The sequence below is a fragment of the Polaromonas sp. AET17H-212 genome (genome assembly GCF_002379085.1).
Classification (GTDB): Bacteria; Pseudomonadota; Gammaproteobacteria; order Burkholderiales; family Burkholderiaceae_C; genus Polaromonas.
In genome coordinates, this window is the sequence record NZ_NBZW01000001.1 from 191,104 (window position 1) to 205,467 (window position 14,364).

Annotated in this window: 17 protein-coding genes; 12 read left to right on the forward strand and 5 right to left on the reverse strand. The window is 64.0% G+C overall.

What is annotated here, in order from left to right; translation table 11 throughout:
* Nucleotides 1-61 precede the first annotated feature (61 nt).
* Nucleotides 62-577 (forward strand): hypothetical protein, encoded by a 516-nt coding sequence (locus tag B7G53_RS00895; RefSeq protein WP_096662380.1) that lies wholly within the window; start codon nucleotides 62-64, stop codon nucleotides 575-577.
* Between the two features lie 142 nt (nucleotides 578-719).
* Nucleotides 720-1,082, forward strand: coding sequence for a DUF1223 domain-containing protein (locus B7G53_RS23340; RefSeq protein WP_369680264.1), 363 nt, complete (start codon nucleotides 720-722; stop codon nucleotides 1,080-1,082).
* Here B7G53_RS23340 and B7G53_RS00900 read toward each other — a convergent pair.
* Nucleotides 991-1,761: an IclR family transcriptional regulator gene (locus B7G53_RS00900; RefSeq protein ID WP_096662381.1), complete on the reverse strand. Its 771-nt coding sequence runs from the start codon at nucleotides 1,759-1,761 to the stop codon at nucleotides 991-993. The genes B7G53_RS23340 and B7G53_RS00900 overlap by 92 nt on opposite strands.
* A gap of 95 nt (nucleotides 1,762-1,856) precedes the next feature.
* Between B7G53_RS00900 and B7G53_RS00905 the strand changes: the two genes are divergently transcribed.
* From B7G53_RS00905 to B7G53_RS00915, 3 genes are read left to right on the forward strand one after another with little or no spacing between them, the layout of a single operon-like run.
* The gene (locus B7G53_RS00905; protein ID WP_096662382.1) at nucleotides 1,857-2,828 is read left to right on the forward strand and encodes a Bug family tripartite tricarboxylate transporter substrate binding protein; all 972 of its coding nucleotides are present in this window, start codon (nucleotides 1,857-1,859) and stop codon (nucleotides 2,826-2,828) included.
* A gap of 43 nt (nucleotides 2,829-2,871) precedes the next feature.
* Nucleotides 2,872-3,555, forward strand: a complete 684-nt coding sequence (locus B7G53_RS00910; RefSeq protein WP_096662383.1) for an RraA family protein — start codon at nucleotides 2,872-2,874, stop codon at nucleotides 3,553-3,555.
* Nucleotides 3,552-4,514 carry an NAD(P)-dependent oxidoreductase gene (locus tag B7G53_RS00915; protein ID WP_255249870.1) on the forward strand — a complete coding sequence of 321 codons (963 nt, stop codon included), beginning with the start codon at nucleotides 3,552-3,554 and terminating at the stop codon, nucleotides 4,512-4,514. Before B7G53_RS00910 ends, B7G53_RS00915 begins: the two co-directional genes overlap by 4 nt.
* 30 nt (nucleotides 4,515-4,544) lie before the next feature.
* Here B7G53_RS00915 and B7G53_RS00920 read toward each other — a convergent pair whose 3' ends face one another.
* Complete coding sequence (locus tag B7G53_RS00920; RefSeq protein WP_096662385.1) at nucleotides 4,545-5,525, reverse strand: LysR substrate-binding domain-containing protein; 981 nt, start codon at nucleotides 5,523-5,525, stop codon at nucleotides 4,545-4,547.
* A gap of 84 nt (nucleotides 5,526-5,609) precedes the next feature.
* On the opposite strand from B7G53_RS00920, the gene B7G53_RS00925 reads away from it, so the two are divergent.
* The 7 genes from B7G53_RS00925 (at nucleotide 5,610) to B7G53_RS00955 (ending at nucleotide 11,962) form a co-directional block, all read left to right on the forward strand.
* Nucleotides 5,610-5,921, forward strand: coding sequence for a DUF2917 domain-containing protein (locus tag B7G53_RS00925; RefSeq protein WP_176491244.1), 312 nt, complete (start codon nucleotides 5,610-5,612; stop codon nucleotides 5,919-5,921).
* Between the two features lie 495 nt (nucleotides 5,922-6,416).
* Nucleotides 6,417-6,908: a hypothetical protein gene (locus B7G53_RS00930; protein WP_141396262.1), complete on the forward strand. Its 492-nt coding sequence runs from the start codon at nucleotides 6,417-6,419 to the stop codon at nucleotides 6,906-6,908.
* 10 nt (nucleotides 6,909-6,918) lie between these two features.
* Nucleotides 6,919-7,548, forward strand: coding sequence for a hypothetical protein (locus B7G53_RS00935; protein ID WP_096662388.1), 630 nt, complete (start codon nucleotides 6,919-6,921; stop codon nucleotides 7,546-7,548).
* A 30-nt stretch (nucleotides 7,549-7,578) separates the two neighbouring features.
* Nucleotides 7,579-8,784, forward strand: a complete 1,206-nt coding sequence (locus B7G53_RS00940) for a hypothetical protein (RefSeq protein WP_096662389.1) — start codon at nucleotides 7,579-7,581, stop codon at nucleotides 8,782-8,784.
* A gap of 77 nt (nucleotides 8,785-8,861) precedes the next feature.
* Nucleotides 8,862-9,578, forward strand: a complete 717-nt coding sequence (locus B7G53_RS00945) for a C39 family peptidase (protein ID WP_096662390.1) — start codon at nucleotides 8,862-8,864, stop codon at nucleotides 9,576-9,578.
* 107 nt (nucleotides 9,579-9,685) lie between these two features.
* Nucleotides 9,686-10,570 (forward strand): hypothetical protein, encoded by an 885-nt coding sequence (locus tag B7G53_RS00950; RefSeq protein WP_096662391.1) that lies wholly within the window; start codon nucleotides 9,686-9,688, stop codon nucleotides 10,568-10,570.
* A gap of 126 nt (nucleotides 10,571-10,696) precedes the next feature.
* Nucleotides 10,697-11,962 (forward strand): transporter, encoded by a 1,266-nt coding sequence (locus tag B7G53_RS00955; protein WP_096662392.1) that lies wholly within the window; start codon nucleotides 10,697-10,699, stop codon nucleotides 11,960-11,962.
* Between the two features lie 19 nt (nucleotides 11,963-11,981).
* On the opposite strand, the gene B7G53_RS00960 is transcribed toward B7G53_RS00955, so the two are convergent.
* Genes B7G53_RS00960 through B7G53_RS00970 form a run of 3 tightly spaced genes read right to left on the reverse strand, consistent with a single transcriptional unit; the run spans nucleotide 11,982 to nucleotide 14,301 of the window.
* Nucleotides 11,982-12,887, reverse strand: coding sequence for an SDR family oxidoreductase (locus tag B7G53_RS00960; RefSeq protein ID WP_096662393.1), 906 nt, complete (start codon nucleotides 12,885-12,887; stop codon nucleotides 11,982-11,984).
* Nucleotides 12,887-13,351: a GNAT family N-acetyltransferase gene (locus B7G53_RS00965; RefSeq protein ID WP_096662394.1), complete on the reverse strand. Its 465-nt coding sequence runs from the start codon at nucleotides 13,349-13,351 to the stop codon at nucleotides 12,887-12,889. Before B7G53_RS00965 ends, B7G53_RS00960 begins: the two co-directional genes overlap by 1 nt.
* Complete coding sequence (locus B7G53_RS00970; RefSeq protein WP_096662395.1) at nucleotides 13,348-14,301, reverse strand: glutathione S-transferase family protein; 954 nt, start codon at nucleotides 14,299-14,301, stop codon at nucleotides 13,348-13,350. The genes B7G53_RS00965 and B7G53_RS00970 overlap by 4 nt, the downstream gene beginning before the upstream one ends.
* Nucleotides 14,302-14,364: the final 63 nt, after the last annotated feature.

Below are 14,364 nucleotides of genomic sequence, written 5' to 3' on the forward strand. Positions count from 1 at the left end.
TCCTACAGACAGGCCTTCCAGCGGCCACCATGATCAGGACTTCAATTCCTGGAGCCTGAACATGCGTATCCGAACCATTGTGTTGATCGTCGCCATTGTGCTGATGGCCGGTTTTGCCGCGCTCAATCTCGACGAGTTCAGCCGACCCTACGTGCTGAGCCTGGGCTTCACCACCGTGCAGGCGCCGCTGGGCCTGGTCATGCTGGTGCTGCTTGCCGCCGTGCTGCTGGTATTTCTGGCCACCACGCTGTACATCCAGAGCACCCACCTGCTGGAAATGCGACAGTCCACCCGGGCGCTGACCGCCCAGCGTGAGCTTGCCGACAAGGCCGAAGCTTCGCGGTTCACGGAGCTGCGCCAGTACCTCGAAGCCCAGGCTGTAGCAGCCCAGCAGCGCGAGGCCGCCCACGGCACGGTGCTGGCGGAACGGCTGGCCCAGACCCAGCAGGTGCTGATCGGCAAGATCGAGCAGTCCGGCAACACACTGGCCGCCTATATCGGCGAGCTGGAAGACCGCCTCGAAACCCGCGACAGCGGGCCGCGTCCAACGCGTGCGGATACACCTTCCCTGCTTTGAGCCTGATGAGGGCCTGTCCTGCCTGAGGGACATCCGGCGCCGCCAAGAACCCGGGCGGTTGCACGAGCAACAGGGGGTCTCCGTTTGACACGGCCCCCGTCATGGCTCTCTTTACTCCAAAATTCATAGCATCTTGCGCTTTATGGACGGGGGCTACAGCCACATTTGGCATGCAAGCCCGGTGCGCGGCGGGTTCTGGGGCTGGGTGGACCGTTTCGCCGCGCACACCCACACTCACAGGCGGCGCGAGCGGGCCAGCAAGAACCGGCTGCGCAGCATTTACACCCCGCAAGTGGTGCGCAACGGCCGCGACTGGCTTCAATGGACCGGTGCGGAATCACGCATCAGCGTTAGCCCGGAAACTGCCCGCGTCCACCCACGGTGCTGGTCTGGTGGCCTGGATCCCGGGTTGGCTACGGATGCCAGGTCGCTGCACCGCCAGTACGGGTCGGCGGCTTGTGGCCCCCTGCCAACGCGTACGACAGCTGATTGGCCGCCCGGATGACGGTTTGCGCCAGTTCCAGCAAACGCGTCTCGGACAAGCGCGATGTGGGCCCGGAAATGCACACCGAGCCCAGCAGCCGCCAATGCATGCCGAACACCGGCGCCGACACGCTCGACACCTCGGCTTCGCGCTCCCCTTGCGAGAGGTGGTAGCCGCGCTGGCGAATCGTTTCATAAGGCTCGCCGGGCTCGCCTGAGAAAGCCAGAATCACGCGCCCAGGCGCCCCCAGTTCCAAGGGCAAGCCGATGCCCACACGCACATGGTGGCGGATGGTGCGGGGGCCGTCCACACGCGCCAGGCAGGTGCGCTGGTTACCCTCGCGCACATAAAACGAGGCGCTCTCCCCGGTCTCGATGGCGAGCTCACGCAACACAGGCTCGACCACGTCATGCGCATTGAAGGTGGCCTGGTAACACGCGCCCAGCCAGCCTGCCGCCCGACCCAGGCGCCAGCTGCTGTCTTCCTTCTGCACCAGATAGTGATCCGCCGCCAACGTGCGCGCGAGACGCAGCGCCGTGGTTTTGTGCATGCCGGTGCGGCGGCTCAATTCGGCCAGGGTCAGCTGGGCATCGGTCATGCCAAACGCTTCCAGCAAGCGCAATGCGCGCGTCACGGCAATCACGCCACCGGGCTCGTCGGTCCCGGGCAGCGCTTCAGATGCGGGGATTGATGGGTTCATAAATGAAATGCGTTGCGACTGATGAAACTATATTGCGTTAAATGGAACAGGACAAGAAAATTCACGCCATCAGCACAACAACTCGGAGACTTTTCATGAAATTGTTACGTCGCGGCCTGCTGGCTGCCCTTCTCTTTGCCACCTTGGCGGCTCCAGCCCTGGCCCAGGGCTATCCCAACAAAGCCATCCGCGTACTCGTGCCGTTCCCGGCGGGGGGCGGCACCGACATCATTGCGCGCGTCGTCACCAACAAGCTGACGGCCACGCTGGGCTGGAGTTTCGTGGTCGAGAACAAGCCCGGCAGCGGCGGCAACCTCGGCGTGGATGCGGCCGCCAAGGCCCCCGCAGACGGCTACACGGTGGCGCTGGGGCAGACCAGCAACCTGGCCATCAATCCGACGCTCTACAGCAAGATGCCTTACGACTCGGTCAAGGATCTTGCCCCGGTGGGCCTGGTGGCCAGCGCACCACTCGTGATGGTGGTGGCGGCCGATTCACCCTACAAGACGCTGGCCGACGTGGTCAACGCGAGCAAGGCCAAACCGGCGTCCATCAACTTTGCCTCGCCGGGCAACGGCACGGTGGCGCACCTGGCCAGCGAGCTGTTCCAGAAAACCGCGGGCGTCAAGTTCACCCATGTGCCGTACAAGGGCTCAGCCCAGGCGGCAACGGACCTGATTGGCGGGCAGGTGCAGTTGTACATGTCGTCCGTGCCGACGCTGATCGGTCACATCAAGAACGGCAAGATGCGCGCGATTGCCGTCACCTCGCTGAAACGCGTGGACGACCTGGCGCAAGTGCCCACGGTGGCCGAATCGGGCTACAAAGGCTTTGAGGCGGTTACGTGGTTCGGCTTTGTGGCCCCTGCGGCCGTGCCCAAAGACATCGTGGTGCGTCTGAACGCTGAAGTCAACAAGGCGCTGCAGGCCGCCGACGTCCAGAAGAAACTCGAAGACCAGGGCGCCGACGTGCTGGGGGGATCGCCTGAGCAGTTTGGTGCGCTGATCAAGTCCGACATCTCGCGTTGGGCGCCCATCATCAAAGAGTCCGGCGCCAGGCTGGACTGAGCGGGCGTGCCCGTTTTTCCAACTTTCCATCCAGGACTCTTTCATGAATCTGCCCGACATCATCCAGACCTTTGAGCGCGTGCCCGCCGACATCGTTGCGCAGGCTGCGCAGTACCAACCCGCCATCCTGGCCGACGTGGCCGGCCGCCGTGGCGCGCTGCACGGCCGCATCACGGCGCTGCGTCCGCGCATGAAGCTGGCCGGTCCGGCCTTCACGGTGGAAGTACGCCCCGGTGACAACCTGATGATCCACGCGGCCATGGCCCTGGCCCAGCCTGGCGACGTGCTGGTGATCGACGGCCAGGGCAACCAGACTGCGGCGTTGATGGGCACCATCATGATGACGGCGTGCAAACAACTCGGCCTCGCGGGTGTGGTGATTGACGGCGCGGTGCGCGACAGCCTGGAAATCGACGAAATGGACTACCCGGTGTTCTCGGTGGGCACCAACCCCAATGGACCGACCAAGCAGGTGGGTGGGCGCATCGGCCATCCGGTGTCGGTGGGAGGCGTGACGGTGCACCCCGGTGATTTCATCATTGGCGACGGCGATGGCGTGGTCGTGGTGGAGCGCGAGAAGATTGAGTCGCTGCTGCCGATGGCTGCGCACAAGGTGACCGCCGAGGCCACGCGCATCGCCCAGATCAAGGAAGGCAAGACCAGCGCGCCATGGCTGACCGCGTCGCTGGTGGCGGCCGGCGTGCTGAAAGAGGGAGAACGCCTGTGAGTGCTGCGCATTCAACGCCAAACACCAAGGCGGTGATCATTGTCACCGCCGCGGATCTGGCACCCCAGGCGGTGGAACTGCTGCAAGATTACGAACTGGTCTACGCGGGCAAGACGCCGCAAGTGCCCGACCTGATCGCGCTGGCCAGACGCCATGACCCGGTCGCCTACATCGTGCGCTACAGCAGCATCACCGCCGAGCTGATGGACGCCTCGCCGTCACTGAAGGTGATCTCCAAACACGGCAGCGGCACCGACACCATTGACAAGCCGGCCGCCGCCGCGCGTGGCATCGAAGTCACGGCTGCCGTTGGCGCGAATGCCGCGGCGGTTGCTGAACAGGCGCTGGCGCTGCTGCTGGCCTGTGCCAAGGCGGTGGTGCAGCTCAACGCACGCATGCACGCGGGGCACTGGGACAAAGCGACCCACAAAAGCCTGGAACTCGGTGGCAGGACGGTCGGCCTGATCGGCCTGGGTGCGATCGGCCAGCGTTTTTCGAAGATGTGCGATGCCATCGGCATGCGCGTGATCGGCTTCGATCCGTTTGCGAAAAACCTGCCCTCGTACATCCAGTCCGTTGATCTTGCCACGCTCTGGCGCGAGTCCGACGCCATTTCGCTGCACTGCCCACTGACGGCCGACAACAGGCAGATGCTCAATGCCGCCACGCTGGCGCAGTGCAAACAGGGTGTGATGGTGGTGAACACGGCGCGCGGCGGCCTGATCGACGAACCCGCGCTGCTGGCAGCGGTGCAGTCGGGTCAGGTCAGCATGGCCGGCCTGGACAGCTTTGCGGTCGAACCGATGGCCGCGCCGCACATCTTCCATCACCAGCCCGGCTTCATCCTGAGTCCACACATCGGTGGCGTGACCAGCGATGCCTACGTCAACATGGGCGTGACCTCCGCGCGAAATACCTTGGCCGTGTTGCAGAAAACCCGGTCAGCAGTCCCGGCCTGATGCGCGGTTGCGGAGTGCCCAAACGTTGACTCAGGTGGCTGACGCAGGTTCAGCAACTTTGGCCATTTCAGCCTCGGCCATCAGCCAGCGCACGAAATCCTGGGCGTCAGGGTTGCCTGCGGCGCGCGGAGACATGTTCACGAAGTAGCCCATGCGGGATGCCACGCCGCTGAAGGGCGCGACCAGCCGGCCGTCACGCAGCAGCTCGGCCAGCATGGGCAGGCGGCCGATCGCCACGCCCTGCCCCGCCACGGCCGCCGCCACCACATCGGAATACTGCGAAAAGCGCAGCGTGTTTTTCATGCGCACTTCTGGCAGCCCCATGACCTTGAACCAGGGCTCCCAGTCGATGGTGAGCGGCTGGCCTTGCGGCATGTCGGTGGCCAGCAGGGTGTGGCCGGCCAGGTCGGCCGGTTTTTTCAAAGGCAGCGCACGGTTCTTCAGCAACTGCGGCGCACACACGGGCAACACCGTTTCCTCGAACAGCGTGCTGCCCACGCCATGGCTGGTCAGGCTCAGGCGCACCGACACATCGATGCCGCTGCGTTCAAGGTCCAGCAGTTCCAGCGTGGCGGAAATCCGCACATCCACCCCGGGGTGGCTGGCCGTGAAACGGGCCAACCGCGGAATCAGCCAGAGCGAGGCAAACCCCGGCGTGGTCGTGATCGCCACCTGCCGCGCCGGCGTGCTGGCGCGCACGCTGGCGGTGGCATCGCGCAGCCGCTCCAGGCAGTCGCTGACAGCGCGCTGCATGAGCTTGCCGGCGTCGGTCAGCGCCAGCGCGCGATGGCGACGCTCGAACAGCGCGGTGCCCAGGTCGGCTTCAATCTGCTGGATCTGCCGGCTGACGGCCGACTGCGTGAGAAACAGTTCGGCGGCAGCCCGCGTGAAACTCAGCGTGCGTGCGGCGGCCTCGAAGCTGTGAAGGAGGTCCAGGCGTGGCAGTTCGCTGCGGCGAAAGCCCTGGGCCAGGACCACGGGCGAAGCTGGTTTCACATTCCTTGAATGCATGCAAAGGATTCCAAATGACCATTTGAACGCTCTGGGGCTGGCCAGTATATTCATTTCCACACCGAATGTGAAAGGAGTGCCATGATGACCGACTCAAGCCCCCTGGACCTGACCCTTGCCCACCAGGCGATGTTCAGCGTGTCCGACGCCGCAGGCGTACAGGTCACCTGCCACGAAGGCAGTTTGTGGGTCACGCTCGATGACGATCCGCGCGATATCGTGCTGGACGCCGGCGGCAGCTTCCTGACGACGGAGCATCGCCGCGCGCTGATTTACGCGATGAAGCCATCGTCGCTGAGCCTGCTGGTGGCCACCGCTGGCGCACGCACACGCCGCGCCGGGCGCACGGCGGCAGCAGCCGACATCAAGGTGACGTTTGCACTGCAGCCGGCCTGAACCTCGCCGCAAAACAAGCATCCGCCGCCCGGGCGAAACACGCCCGGCCATCCAGACGCCCGCTGCAGGGCGTTCGCCGGGCCGTTCCTGCTGCTGACTGGTGATGCACCGGTTGATCGGGACTGCAACCGGTCGGCGGGACCAGCGCCTGCCAGCTTTGCCGGACACTTTGCTCCGCTGTTTTTTTTAATACGACCGGTTACCGGCTTTACACCTCGCCATGGAGGCGCTGGCGCGCCCTGCGCTTCTCAAAAAAATGTCGCCTTCTCCAAGCTGGGCCTGATGAATCCGGATGCCGCCTGCATTCAACCCAGCGTCAAGTGGGCAGACGGGGCTACCTCATTGAAGGGATTGGCAGACCAGCCGCAGGCGATGAAACTGACTTCCGATAACGCAGGCCAATGAAGCCCTGTCTCAAGGACCGCTTCGTAGCCACGCGATGTCGAGCAGACGGGTGATGCTGGATTCATCCGACAGCGAGGGGAGAAAAAAATCATGTTTCAAAATCCAGAAAGATGGGCTTGCGCTGGTGTGCTGATGGTGGGTCAATTCGCCTTTGCCGCGCAGGTGTTTGCCGGCGATGGCTTCCTGGTCATCACCCGGGATGTGCCTTACCAGTCCGCAGCGGGCCCGCGCCATACCGGGCAGGTCACCGGCGTCCGCACCGCGCCAGATGTCCCGATGTTGGGTGCCGGATCAGCGGTCCGCGCAGGCGCAGTCACTGAGTTGACGGATCAAGAGTCGGCAGCGATCGCGGGACGCGTGCAGGGCCACATGGGCAGCGTCGCGGCCACCGTGCAGGCGGCAACGGCACAGACGGGCCTGGCGTCTGGAAAATTCACGGGTACAGGGGGCGATGGCTTTGCGCCCGCAGGCGGGCTGGGGTCGCTGGCTGGCGGCTTCGGCGTGCAGGCGGGAAGCACTGTCGGGCGCGCCACCGGCGCAATGGGTCAGGCCCTGAGCGGCGCCCTCACCGGCACCAGGTAGGGGGACGGCCATGTTGCAGATTCGACCCACGTCATACACGGTTCTGGCGCTGGCCTGGCTGGCCTCGTTGCCCTGCTGGAGTCAGGTCGCCGGACCGGAGTTGCCGGGCTATGTCACGCGCAGCGTGATCGACGGCAATGCGCTGAGCAATGTTCGCGGGCGATTCGCCGTGAACATGGCAGCAGGAGATTCAAATGCCCAGACGAATGCGGGCGCCATGGCCATTGGCCTGGACGGCGGCACTGCCGCAGCCTTGGTCGGTGTGCACCAGGCGACAGGATGGATTCGCGCTACCGCGCCGGATCTGTCCATCGCAGTGATCGGGGGCCGTGCCTTTGCAAACAGCTCGGGCGCAGTCTCTGTGAACCAGACCAGCGGCGTGGGGAACACCCAGGCCAACGGCATGGCGGTTGCGGTGGGCTTTGATGTGGAAGCAGCTTCAGAGAGCGTGCTCGCTGCGACTGCTTCCGGTGTTGGGCTGGCTGGTCCGGCCAGGGGCGCAAACATGAAGGCAGTATCGATCTCCGATGCAGCCTTTCGCGGCTCGCGCGGCCTGGTCCAGATCAACCAGTCTGCGGGGTCGGGCAACAGCACGGCCAACAACTTCGCCTTCCAGCTTCAGCTGGGGACGAAACCTTAAGACAGTACTTAACTTTTTGGAGATCATGCCATGAAAACACGCAAAATGAAGTCCGCTCCCCTGGCTCTGGCCGTGGCCGCATTGTTCGCCGCTCCGCTGGCTTTTTCGCAAGAGGACACCCGGGACAGCAAGACCACGTCGGCAACCAGTGTCAGTACGGACACCAGTTCCACGGAGAACAGCACCAGGGTCAACATCGAGAAAGACCTGCGTTACCGGCAGAATGTCAGCGTCGGCGGCAGAGTGCATGTCACTGGTCACATCGACGTCAACTCGAGCTCCGCAGCCGTGGTGGACGACAAGCAGATCAACTACCTCAACCAGGTCAACAACGACGAAGTCACGAACTCGTCGGTGGTCAATGGCAACGCCCTGCAGAACGCAGCCGGCAACATCGGCCTGAACGTCACGGCCGGCGACAACAACCAGCAGGCGAATTCTGCCGCGCTGGCCGCGTCCGATGCCAGCTTCCTGTTTGGTTCGTCCGATGCTGAAATCTTTGCACGCCAGGATGTCCAGGCCAACCGGGCTGTCAACTACGGCAACACCAACACGGCATCACTGGCCGGCAATGCGTTGCAGAATGCGACCGGCAACATCGGGGTCAACATCTCCGCCGGCAACAGCAACCAGCAGAAAAACGATCTGGCGGCTTCTGTCGCGGTCGCACGCATGGCCACGGCGACGGTGGCGGTCAAGCAGATGAACGACCACAACGTCACGTCCAACACGCCCAAGCAGCAGGAAGTCGTGACCCTGGTCCCGGTGAACCTGGCCTTCCAGTCCCGCGGCATCTATGCCGGCATCTCCGACCAGAAGGGTGACCAGTACCCCGACACCTGGACCGGCAACAGCCACCCGGGCGGCAGCCAGACCGGGCACATCGACCTCGACAGTGCTGTGCAAGGCGCGCAGAGTCGCCAGGCCTCGTCCGGCCTGAACGCCAACGGCACGCCCAACGGCGACTCCAGCGCCGGTGGCGCCCTGAGCTTCAATGAGCAGGGCGACATTGCCCTGAGCGGCTCAATCACCGGCTCGATCCCCGTCGTGACACGTGTCAGCCTGGCCACGACCAACACGTCTTCGCTGGGCGGCAACGCCTTGATGGGCGCGGCGGGCAATATCGGCGTGAACATCGCTTCGGGCACCAACAACCAGCAATACAACGGCATGGCTGTGTCGGCAACCCAAGCTGGTGGCAGCAACGGCGGTGGCGGCGAGGCACTCCGTCGCTGAAGTTCCGCTGCTGGATCAACCTTCGGCCGCCCTCCCCCGGCGGCCGAAGGCTTTCAGCGGGGCACAGATGAACTGTCATGAGCACGCAAAAACACAGATGGATCCGGTCGGCGGCGTGGCTGTTGGGTCATGCTGCTGCATTCCTGCCATGGGCGGGTCATGCCGGCGCGATCGGCCTCGGCGGCGTGATCCCCGGCGCGGGCGCCATCCAGAAGAACATCCTGAGCATGCGGGAAATGCGGTATGTGGACATGGTTCCACAAAAAACCGACTTCAGCTGCGGCGCGGCAGCACTTGCCACCATCCTCAATTACGCCTATGGTCAGAAGCTGACGGAAGACGAAGTCATCCAGGGACTGCTTCAGGTCAGTGATCCCGCCATCGTCAGGGAGAAGGGATTTTCCCTGCTCGACCTGAAAAATTACGTGCAGGCCAGGGGCATGCGCGGACGTGGCTACAACATGTCGCCGGAGATGCTGGACAAAGTCAAGGTTCCTACCATTGTGTTGCTCGATATCCGGGGGTACAAACATTTTGTGGTGCTCAAGAAGACGACACCGGACAAGGTCTACCTTGCCGATCCTGCACTGGGCAACCGGGTGGTTGCCAGGGAGGATTTTATGAAAGGCTGGAACCGGGTGGTGTTCGCCGTGATCGGTCAGGGCTTTGAGCGTGACACCGTGCTGTTGCGACCCAAAGAGCCGCTGACCGCGCGCAGCACCATCGACACCTGGCGGCCACTGACGGATGCCCAGTTGCTGGAGTTCGGGTTCTCCAGCGCAGAGCTTTTCTGAGGCGTTGTGCAATGGATCCGCAGCGCCCGATGAATCACCAGATGCGCAAGCTGATGGTCTTCAGTTGACGGACAGCCTGCTGTCCGGACAGTTTGAGGGGAAATGTGATGACACGAACCATTTATTCACTGGCGCTTGCCGCGGCGCAACAGGAAAAACCGTGGCACGGCAAGCCGCTGCGCCCTGCGGGCGGCTGCAGGTCATGGCAGCAGCGTGCGCTGGTTGCAGCGTTGGCAGGCGCTTTGGCTACCCTGCCCCTGGCACGCGCCGCGCTGCCGCCCGACCTGAATGTGTTTGATCATGCGTCCGAGATTCCTGACGGTGAGCTCGGCCACATGCGCGGCAAATTCGTGGCGGCCGGACAAGTCATGTACTTCGGCGTCGAAATGGTGACGCAGTGGCTCGCGTCCTCGGGACAGTCGATTACCGCCTCCGGCGTGTTGCAGATCAGTCTGGCCGGCAACACGCCGCAGGTCAGCTTTATACCAACCATCACCGTCGAGCAAAAAGCCGCCATGGGCGGTACTGCCAGCCAGGGGTCCGCCGTGGCAAGCGGCGGTGGCGGGCTGCAGGACGTCACTGGCGTGGTGCAGAACATCCAGGTGGCGGGCGCCTCGAACGGAATCACCAACACCATAGGCATCAACGTCCAGAACGCGTCGGGGCCAACGGCGCTGCAGTCCCAGCCCCAGGGGGCGCTCTCGGCATCCACCACCACAGCCAGCGGCAGCGTGGCCTCCGTCGGCCTCGGCGGCAACGGCATGAGTGTCGCCGTCGCCGTGCCGGACCAGGGCCGGGCGATGCAACAGATTCGCCAGGTGGGCATGGGCGGGGGGCAGGTGTTGCAGTCGGTACAGCTGGGCGGTGACGTCAACCAGATTCACAACCGGATCAACCTCAATGTCCAGATGAATTCCGCGTCCGGTCCGGCATCCCCGTCGGGCAACCTGTTGCTGGGGATGAAGCTCATGCCGCAAAGCGGTACTTTTTAAGTCGCCGGACGGGCCAGCCGCGCCCGTCCGTCACAGATTCGGGGCCGCACAGGGCGCTGAAAAGGGGAGCGCCGCCTTGTAGCGGACAGCAAATTTGGCAATCGAAAAACTGATGAGGGAGATCTTATGCGACGTTTTTTTCCGCTGCGGCCCCTGGTGTTGATGATGGCAGCCGGCCTCCCCCTGGCTTGCTTGGCAGACAACGATGACGAAGTAGCCGACCTGCGCCGGCAGGTACAGGCGTTGACCCAGCGTGTTGACACGCAGCAGTCGTCTCTGCGAGTGCTGGCCGCGCGCTTGCAGCAGCTTGAGGCGGCAGGCCCTGGCCAGGCGCGCATGGTGAGAACGGTCGATGCCGCCCAGCCCGATGGGTCCGCAGGCCAGGAGCCTGCCTCCGCAGAGGGTAGCGGTGCAGAGAAGGTCGTCCGGGAGGCACCGCCTTCGCGCAGTGCCGAGGCGGTGTACCGGGAACAGAGCGCCATGTTCGACCGCAAGTTCACCCTGGAAACCGGCGTGAGTTATTCGCACTCGAACCGGCGGGACCTTTTCCTCAATGGTTTTCTGGCGCTGGATGCGATCTTTCTCGGGCAGATCAATCTTGACCGCATCAAGGCCGACACCCTGACCTTTGACGTGACGGGGCGATATGCGCCCACGGACCGGCTCCAGTTCGATCTCAACGTGCCCTACCTGTACCGCTATTCCGCCTTTTCGTCGGTCGGCGCGGGTTTCAGTACCTCTGCCGTGGCCGAGAGAAATGTCTCGAACGGCGATGTGGGCGACGTCAGTGCCGGCGTGTTCTACCGCCTGATCCAGGAAAGTGCAGACAGCCCCGACACCGTGCTCAACTTCCGCGTCAAGGCGCCGACCGGAACCAGCCCCTATGGCATCAAGTTCGCGGATACGCCGGATTCTGGCGGCAACCTGAAGGTTCCCGCGAAGTTGCCAACCGGCAATGGCGTGTGGGCCGCCTCGGCCGGGTTGAGCTTCATCAAGACGGTGGATCCGGCCATCCTGTTCGCCAACCTGGGCTACACGCACCACTTTGACCGCAGCTTCAACGACATCAGTTCGGACCCGAACACGCGAACACCGGGCAGCGTCAGGCTTGGCGACCAGTTTTCGCTGGGGGCGGGTTTCGCCTTTGCGCTCAACGAACGCATGAGCCTGAGCACCTCGTACTCGCACCGCTTTGCCAGAAAAGCGAAAATCCGCCAGGAGGGCCAAGGCTGGCAAACCGTCAATGGCAGCGACTCCAGCGCCGGTGTGCTCAACTTCGGCGTGACCTATGCCTTGTCGGACCGGCGGTCCATGGTGTTCAACCTCGGCATCGGCGTCACCGCCGACGCGCCGGACGTCACCATCGGGGTCAAGTTCCCCTTCAGCTTCTGAGCGTAGCCAGGCTCCGTGCCTAGGCTTCGCGAAGGGCTTTTTTCAGCTGCTCGCCGATTTCCGGCTTGTGCGCAAACGGGTTGGTCGGGTTGCGCGCCTGCAGGATGTCCTCCAGCCGCGTCTGCACCGAGCCAATCGCCTTGGGGTGGCTGTAGATGTAGAACTGGTTGGCGGCGATCGCGTCGAACACCTTCTGCGCCACGTCGGCCGCCGTTACCTTGCCGGAGCCAACCGCCTTGTCGCTCATGGCCTGGCCGATCAGCTGGCTTTTGGTCGGCTTGGCGGCAGGCAGATCATCGGGCCGGTTGCGCTGGCTCTGGCTGATGCCGGTGGGCACGAAGAAGGGGCACAGCACCGAGGCACTGATCTGGTCGGTCACCAGCGCCAGGTCCTGGTACAGGGTTTCACTGAGGCTGACCACCGCATGTTTGCTGACGTTGTAAATGCCCATGTTGGGAGCATTAAGCAGCCCGGCCATGCTCGCGGTATTGACGATGTGGCCCTGCCAGGCCGGGTCTTTTCCGGCGGCTTCCAGCATCATCGGCGTGAACACACGCACGCCGTGCGCCACGCCCATGAGGTTCACGCCGATGACCCATTCCCAGTCCTTCAGCGTGTTCTCCCAGATCAGTCCCCCTGCCCCGACACCGGCGTTGTTGAAGACAAAATGCGGCGCGCCGAAACGTGCCAGCACAGCGGCGCCGAGCGCTTCGACCTCGGCGGCCTTTGACACGTCGAGGCGGAAAGCCAGCACCTGCGCGCCGGCGGCCGTCATTTCAGCGGCAGCCTTGTCGAGCGCATCCTGCTGCACATCGGCAAGCACGAGGTTCATGCCGAGCCGGGCGCCTATGCGTGCGCACTCGAGGCCGAAGCCCGAGCCGGCACCGGTGAGAACGGCGGTTTTGCCTTTGAAATCCGTGATCATCAGTAACTCCTTGAATGGGTGCGCAGCATCTCAACGTGGGGAATGCCGTCTTCGATGTACGGCGTGCCGGCGGTCAAAAAACCGTGCTGTAGATAAAACTTTTCAAGCCGCGCTTGCGCGCCTATGCGGATGGGCTGCGCACCCCACTGCCCGAAAACACAGGCGATGGCCTGCCGCATGAGTTCATGCCCCATGCCGCTTCCACGCAGCATCTCGCGGGTGATCACCCGCCCTATGCTGGCTTCGGCAAACTTGACGCCGGCCGGGAAGCAGCGTGCATAAGCCACGAGTTGGCCCTCGGATACGCCAAGAACATGCACGGCCGCGTGGTCGGAGCCGTCCATGTCCTGATAGATGCCGGCCTGCTCCATCACGAAAACCTCCGTGCGAAGCTGCAGGACGTCATAAAGCTCGGGGGTGGTCAACGCAGCAAATGGGACGGCCCGCCAGGCGATCCCGCTCATGCCTGGGCGACTGCCTTCATTGCATACCCGATGCGCGGGAAATGCACATGCACGGTGCCGGCTCTCTCGTCGGTGCGGCTCAAGGTGTAGTGCGTGCGGGTGGCGGCGATCAGCTCGCCTTCGGTGGGCTCGGGCCCGAAACTTTCGGCCGTGATGCTGACGCGGCTGCCCAGCGGGATGCCGTGTTCATCCTGAAAGGTGCTGTCAGTCAACAGGCCGTGGCCGACCGGCATGGGGTCGGCGGCTGCCGCTGCGGCGATGGCCTGGGCCGCATCGAATTTTTCCATGGTGCCGTGACCGATGGCGCTCATGCGGTCCATCCAGTCGAGCACGGCCGGTGTGAGCTGCAGGATGTCGGACACCACGGGCGTGCGCACCCGCGTGAACCACAGCGGGTGGTAGGCGGAAAAGTCGGCAATGCAGGGCACCTGGCCCAGCAGGAAAGGCTGTTCATCGAGCATGTCCGACAGGCGGCGCAGATACGACTTGTAGGCCGCGGCCGCGTCGGCCGGACGCAGGCGCACCATGCCGGCACTCATGGCCTTGCGGTCCTCGCTGAAGGCTTTTGCGGCTTCGGGCGGTGCACCGGCAAACATGTGGGCCGCGCCCCGGGGGCCCAGGTTGTGCGCCATGGCGGTCCAGAACAACGTGCTGTCGGCCCACTGCGCCAGCGTGCGCGCCAGGCCCTTGCCCGGCTCGGGGTAAAGGGAGGGCACGGGCTGCAGGTGCTCGAGCACATCGGCGATCAGCGCACTGTCGCAATAGATGTCGGCGCCAACCTGCAGGAAGGGTGTCTTGCGGTAGCCGCCGGTCAGCGCCAGCACGTCGGGCTTGGGCATGATGCCGGGAATGATCACCGACTTCCAGGCCAGCTGCTTGTAGCCGAGGATCAATCGGACCTTCTCGGAAAACGGTGAGGTCGGGTAGTGGTGAAGAATCAGGTCGGCCATGGGAGCTCCAGTTGACCGTCATCCCGGGCTTGACCCGGGATCCATGACGGCGTGCCAGGGAGG

What these genes read in the sequence shown, in the direction of transcription:
- B7G53_RS00895 (WP_096662380.1), top strand. Translation starts at nt 62, where the DNA reads ATGCGTATCCGAACCATTGTGTTGATCGTCGCCATTGTGCTGATGGCC.
- B7G53_RS23340 (WP_369680264.1), top strand. Translation starts at nt 720, where the DNA reads ATGGACGGGGGCTACAGCCACATTTGGCATGCAAGCCCGGTGCGCGGC.
- B7G53_RS00900 (WP_096662381.1), bottom strand. Translation starts at nt 1,761, where the DNA reads ATGAACCCATCAATCCCCGCATCTGAAGCGCTGCCCGGGACCGACGAG.
- B7G53_RS00905 (WP_096662382.1), top strand. Translation starts at nt 1,857, where the DNA reads ATGAAATTGTTACGTCGCGGCCTGCTGGCTGCCCTTCTCTTTGCCACC.
- B7G53_RS00910 (WP_096662383.1), top strand. Translation starts at nt 2,872, where the DNA reads ATGAATCTGCCCGACATCATCCAGACCTTTGAGCGCGTGCCCGCCGAC.
- B7G53_RS00920 (WP_096662385.1), bottom strand. Translation starts at nt 5,525, where the DNA reads ATGCATTCAAGGAATGTGAAACCAGCTTCGCCCGTGGTCCTGGCCCAG.
- B7G53_RS00925 (WP_176491244.1), top strand. Translation starts at nt 5,610, where the DNA reads ATGACCGACTCAAGCCCCCTGGACCTGACCCTTGCCCACCAGGCGATG.
- B7G53_RS00930 (WP_141396262.1), top strand. Translation starts at nt 6,417, where the DNA reads ATGTTTCAAAATCCAGAAAGATGGGCTTGCGCTGGTGTGCTGATGGTG.
- B7G53_RS00935 (WP_096662388.1), top strand. Translation starts at nt 6,919, where the DNA reads ATGTTGCAGATTCGACCCACGTCATACACGGTTCTGGCGCTGGCCTGG.
- B7G53_RS00940 (WP_096662389.1), top strand. Translation starts at nt 7,579, where the DNA reads ATGAAAACACGCAAAATGAAGTCCGCTCCCCTGGCTCTGGCCGTGGCC.
- B7G53_RS00945 (WP_096662390.1), top strand. Translation starts at nt 8,862, where the DNA reads ATGAGCACGCAAAAACACAGATGGATCCGGTCGGCGGCGTGGCTGTTG.
- B7G53_RS00950 (WP_096662391.1), top strand. Translation starts at nt 9,686, where the DNA reads ATGACACGAACCATTTATTCACTGGCGCTTGCCGCGGCGCAACAGGAA.
- B7G53_RS00955 (WP_096662392.1), top strand. Translation starts at nt 10,697, where the DNA reads ATGCGACGTTTTTTTCCGCTGCGGCCCCTGGTGTTGATGATGGCAGCC.
- B7G53_RS00960 (WP_096662393.1), bottom strand. Translation starts at nt 12,887, where the DNA reads ATGATCACGGATTTCAAAGGCAAAACCGCCGTTCTCACCGGTGCCGGC.
- B7G53_RS00965 (WP_096662394.1), bottom strand. Translation starts at nt 13,351, where the DNA reads ATGAGCGGGATCGCCTGGCGGGCCGTCCCATTTGCTGCGTTGACCACC.
- B7G53_RS00970 (WP_096662395.1), bottom strand. Translation starts at nt 14,301, where the DNA reads ATGGCCGACCTGATTCTTCACCACTACCCGACCTCACCGTTTTCCGAG.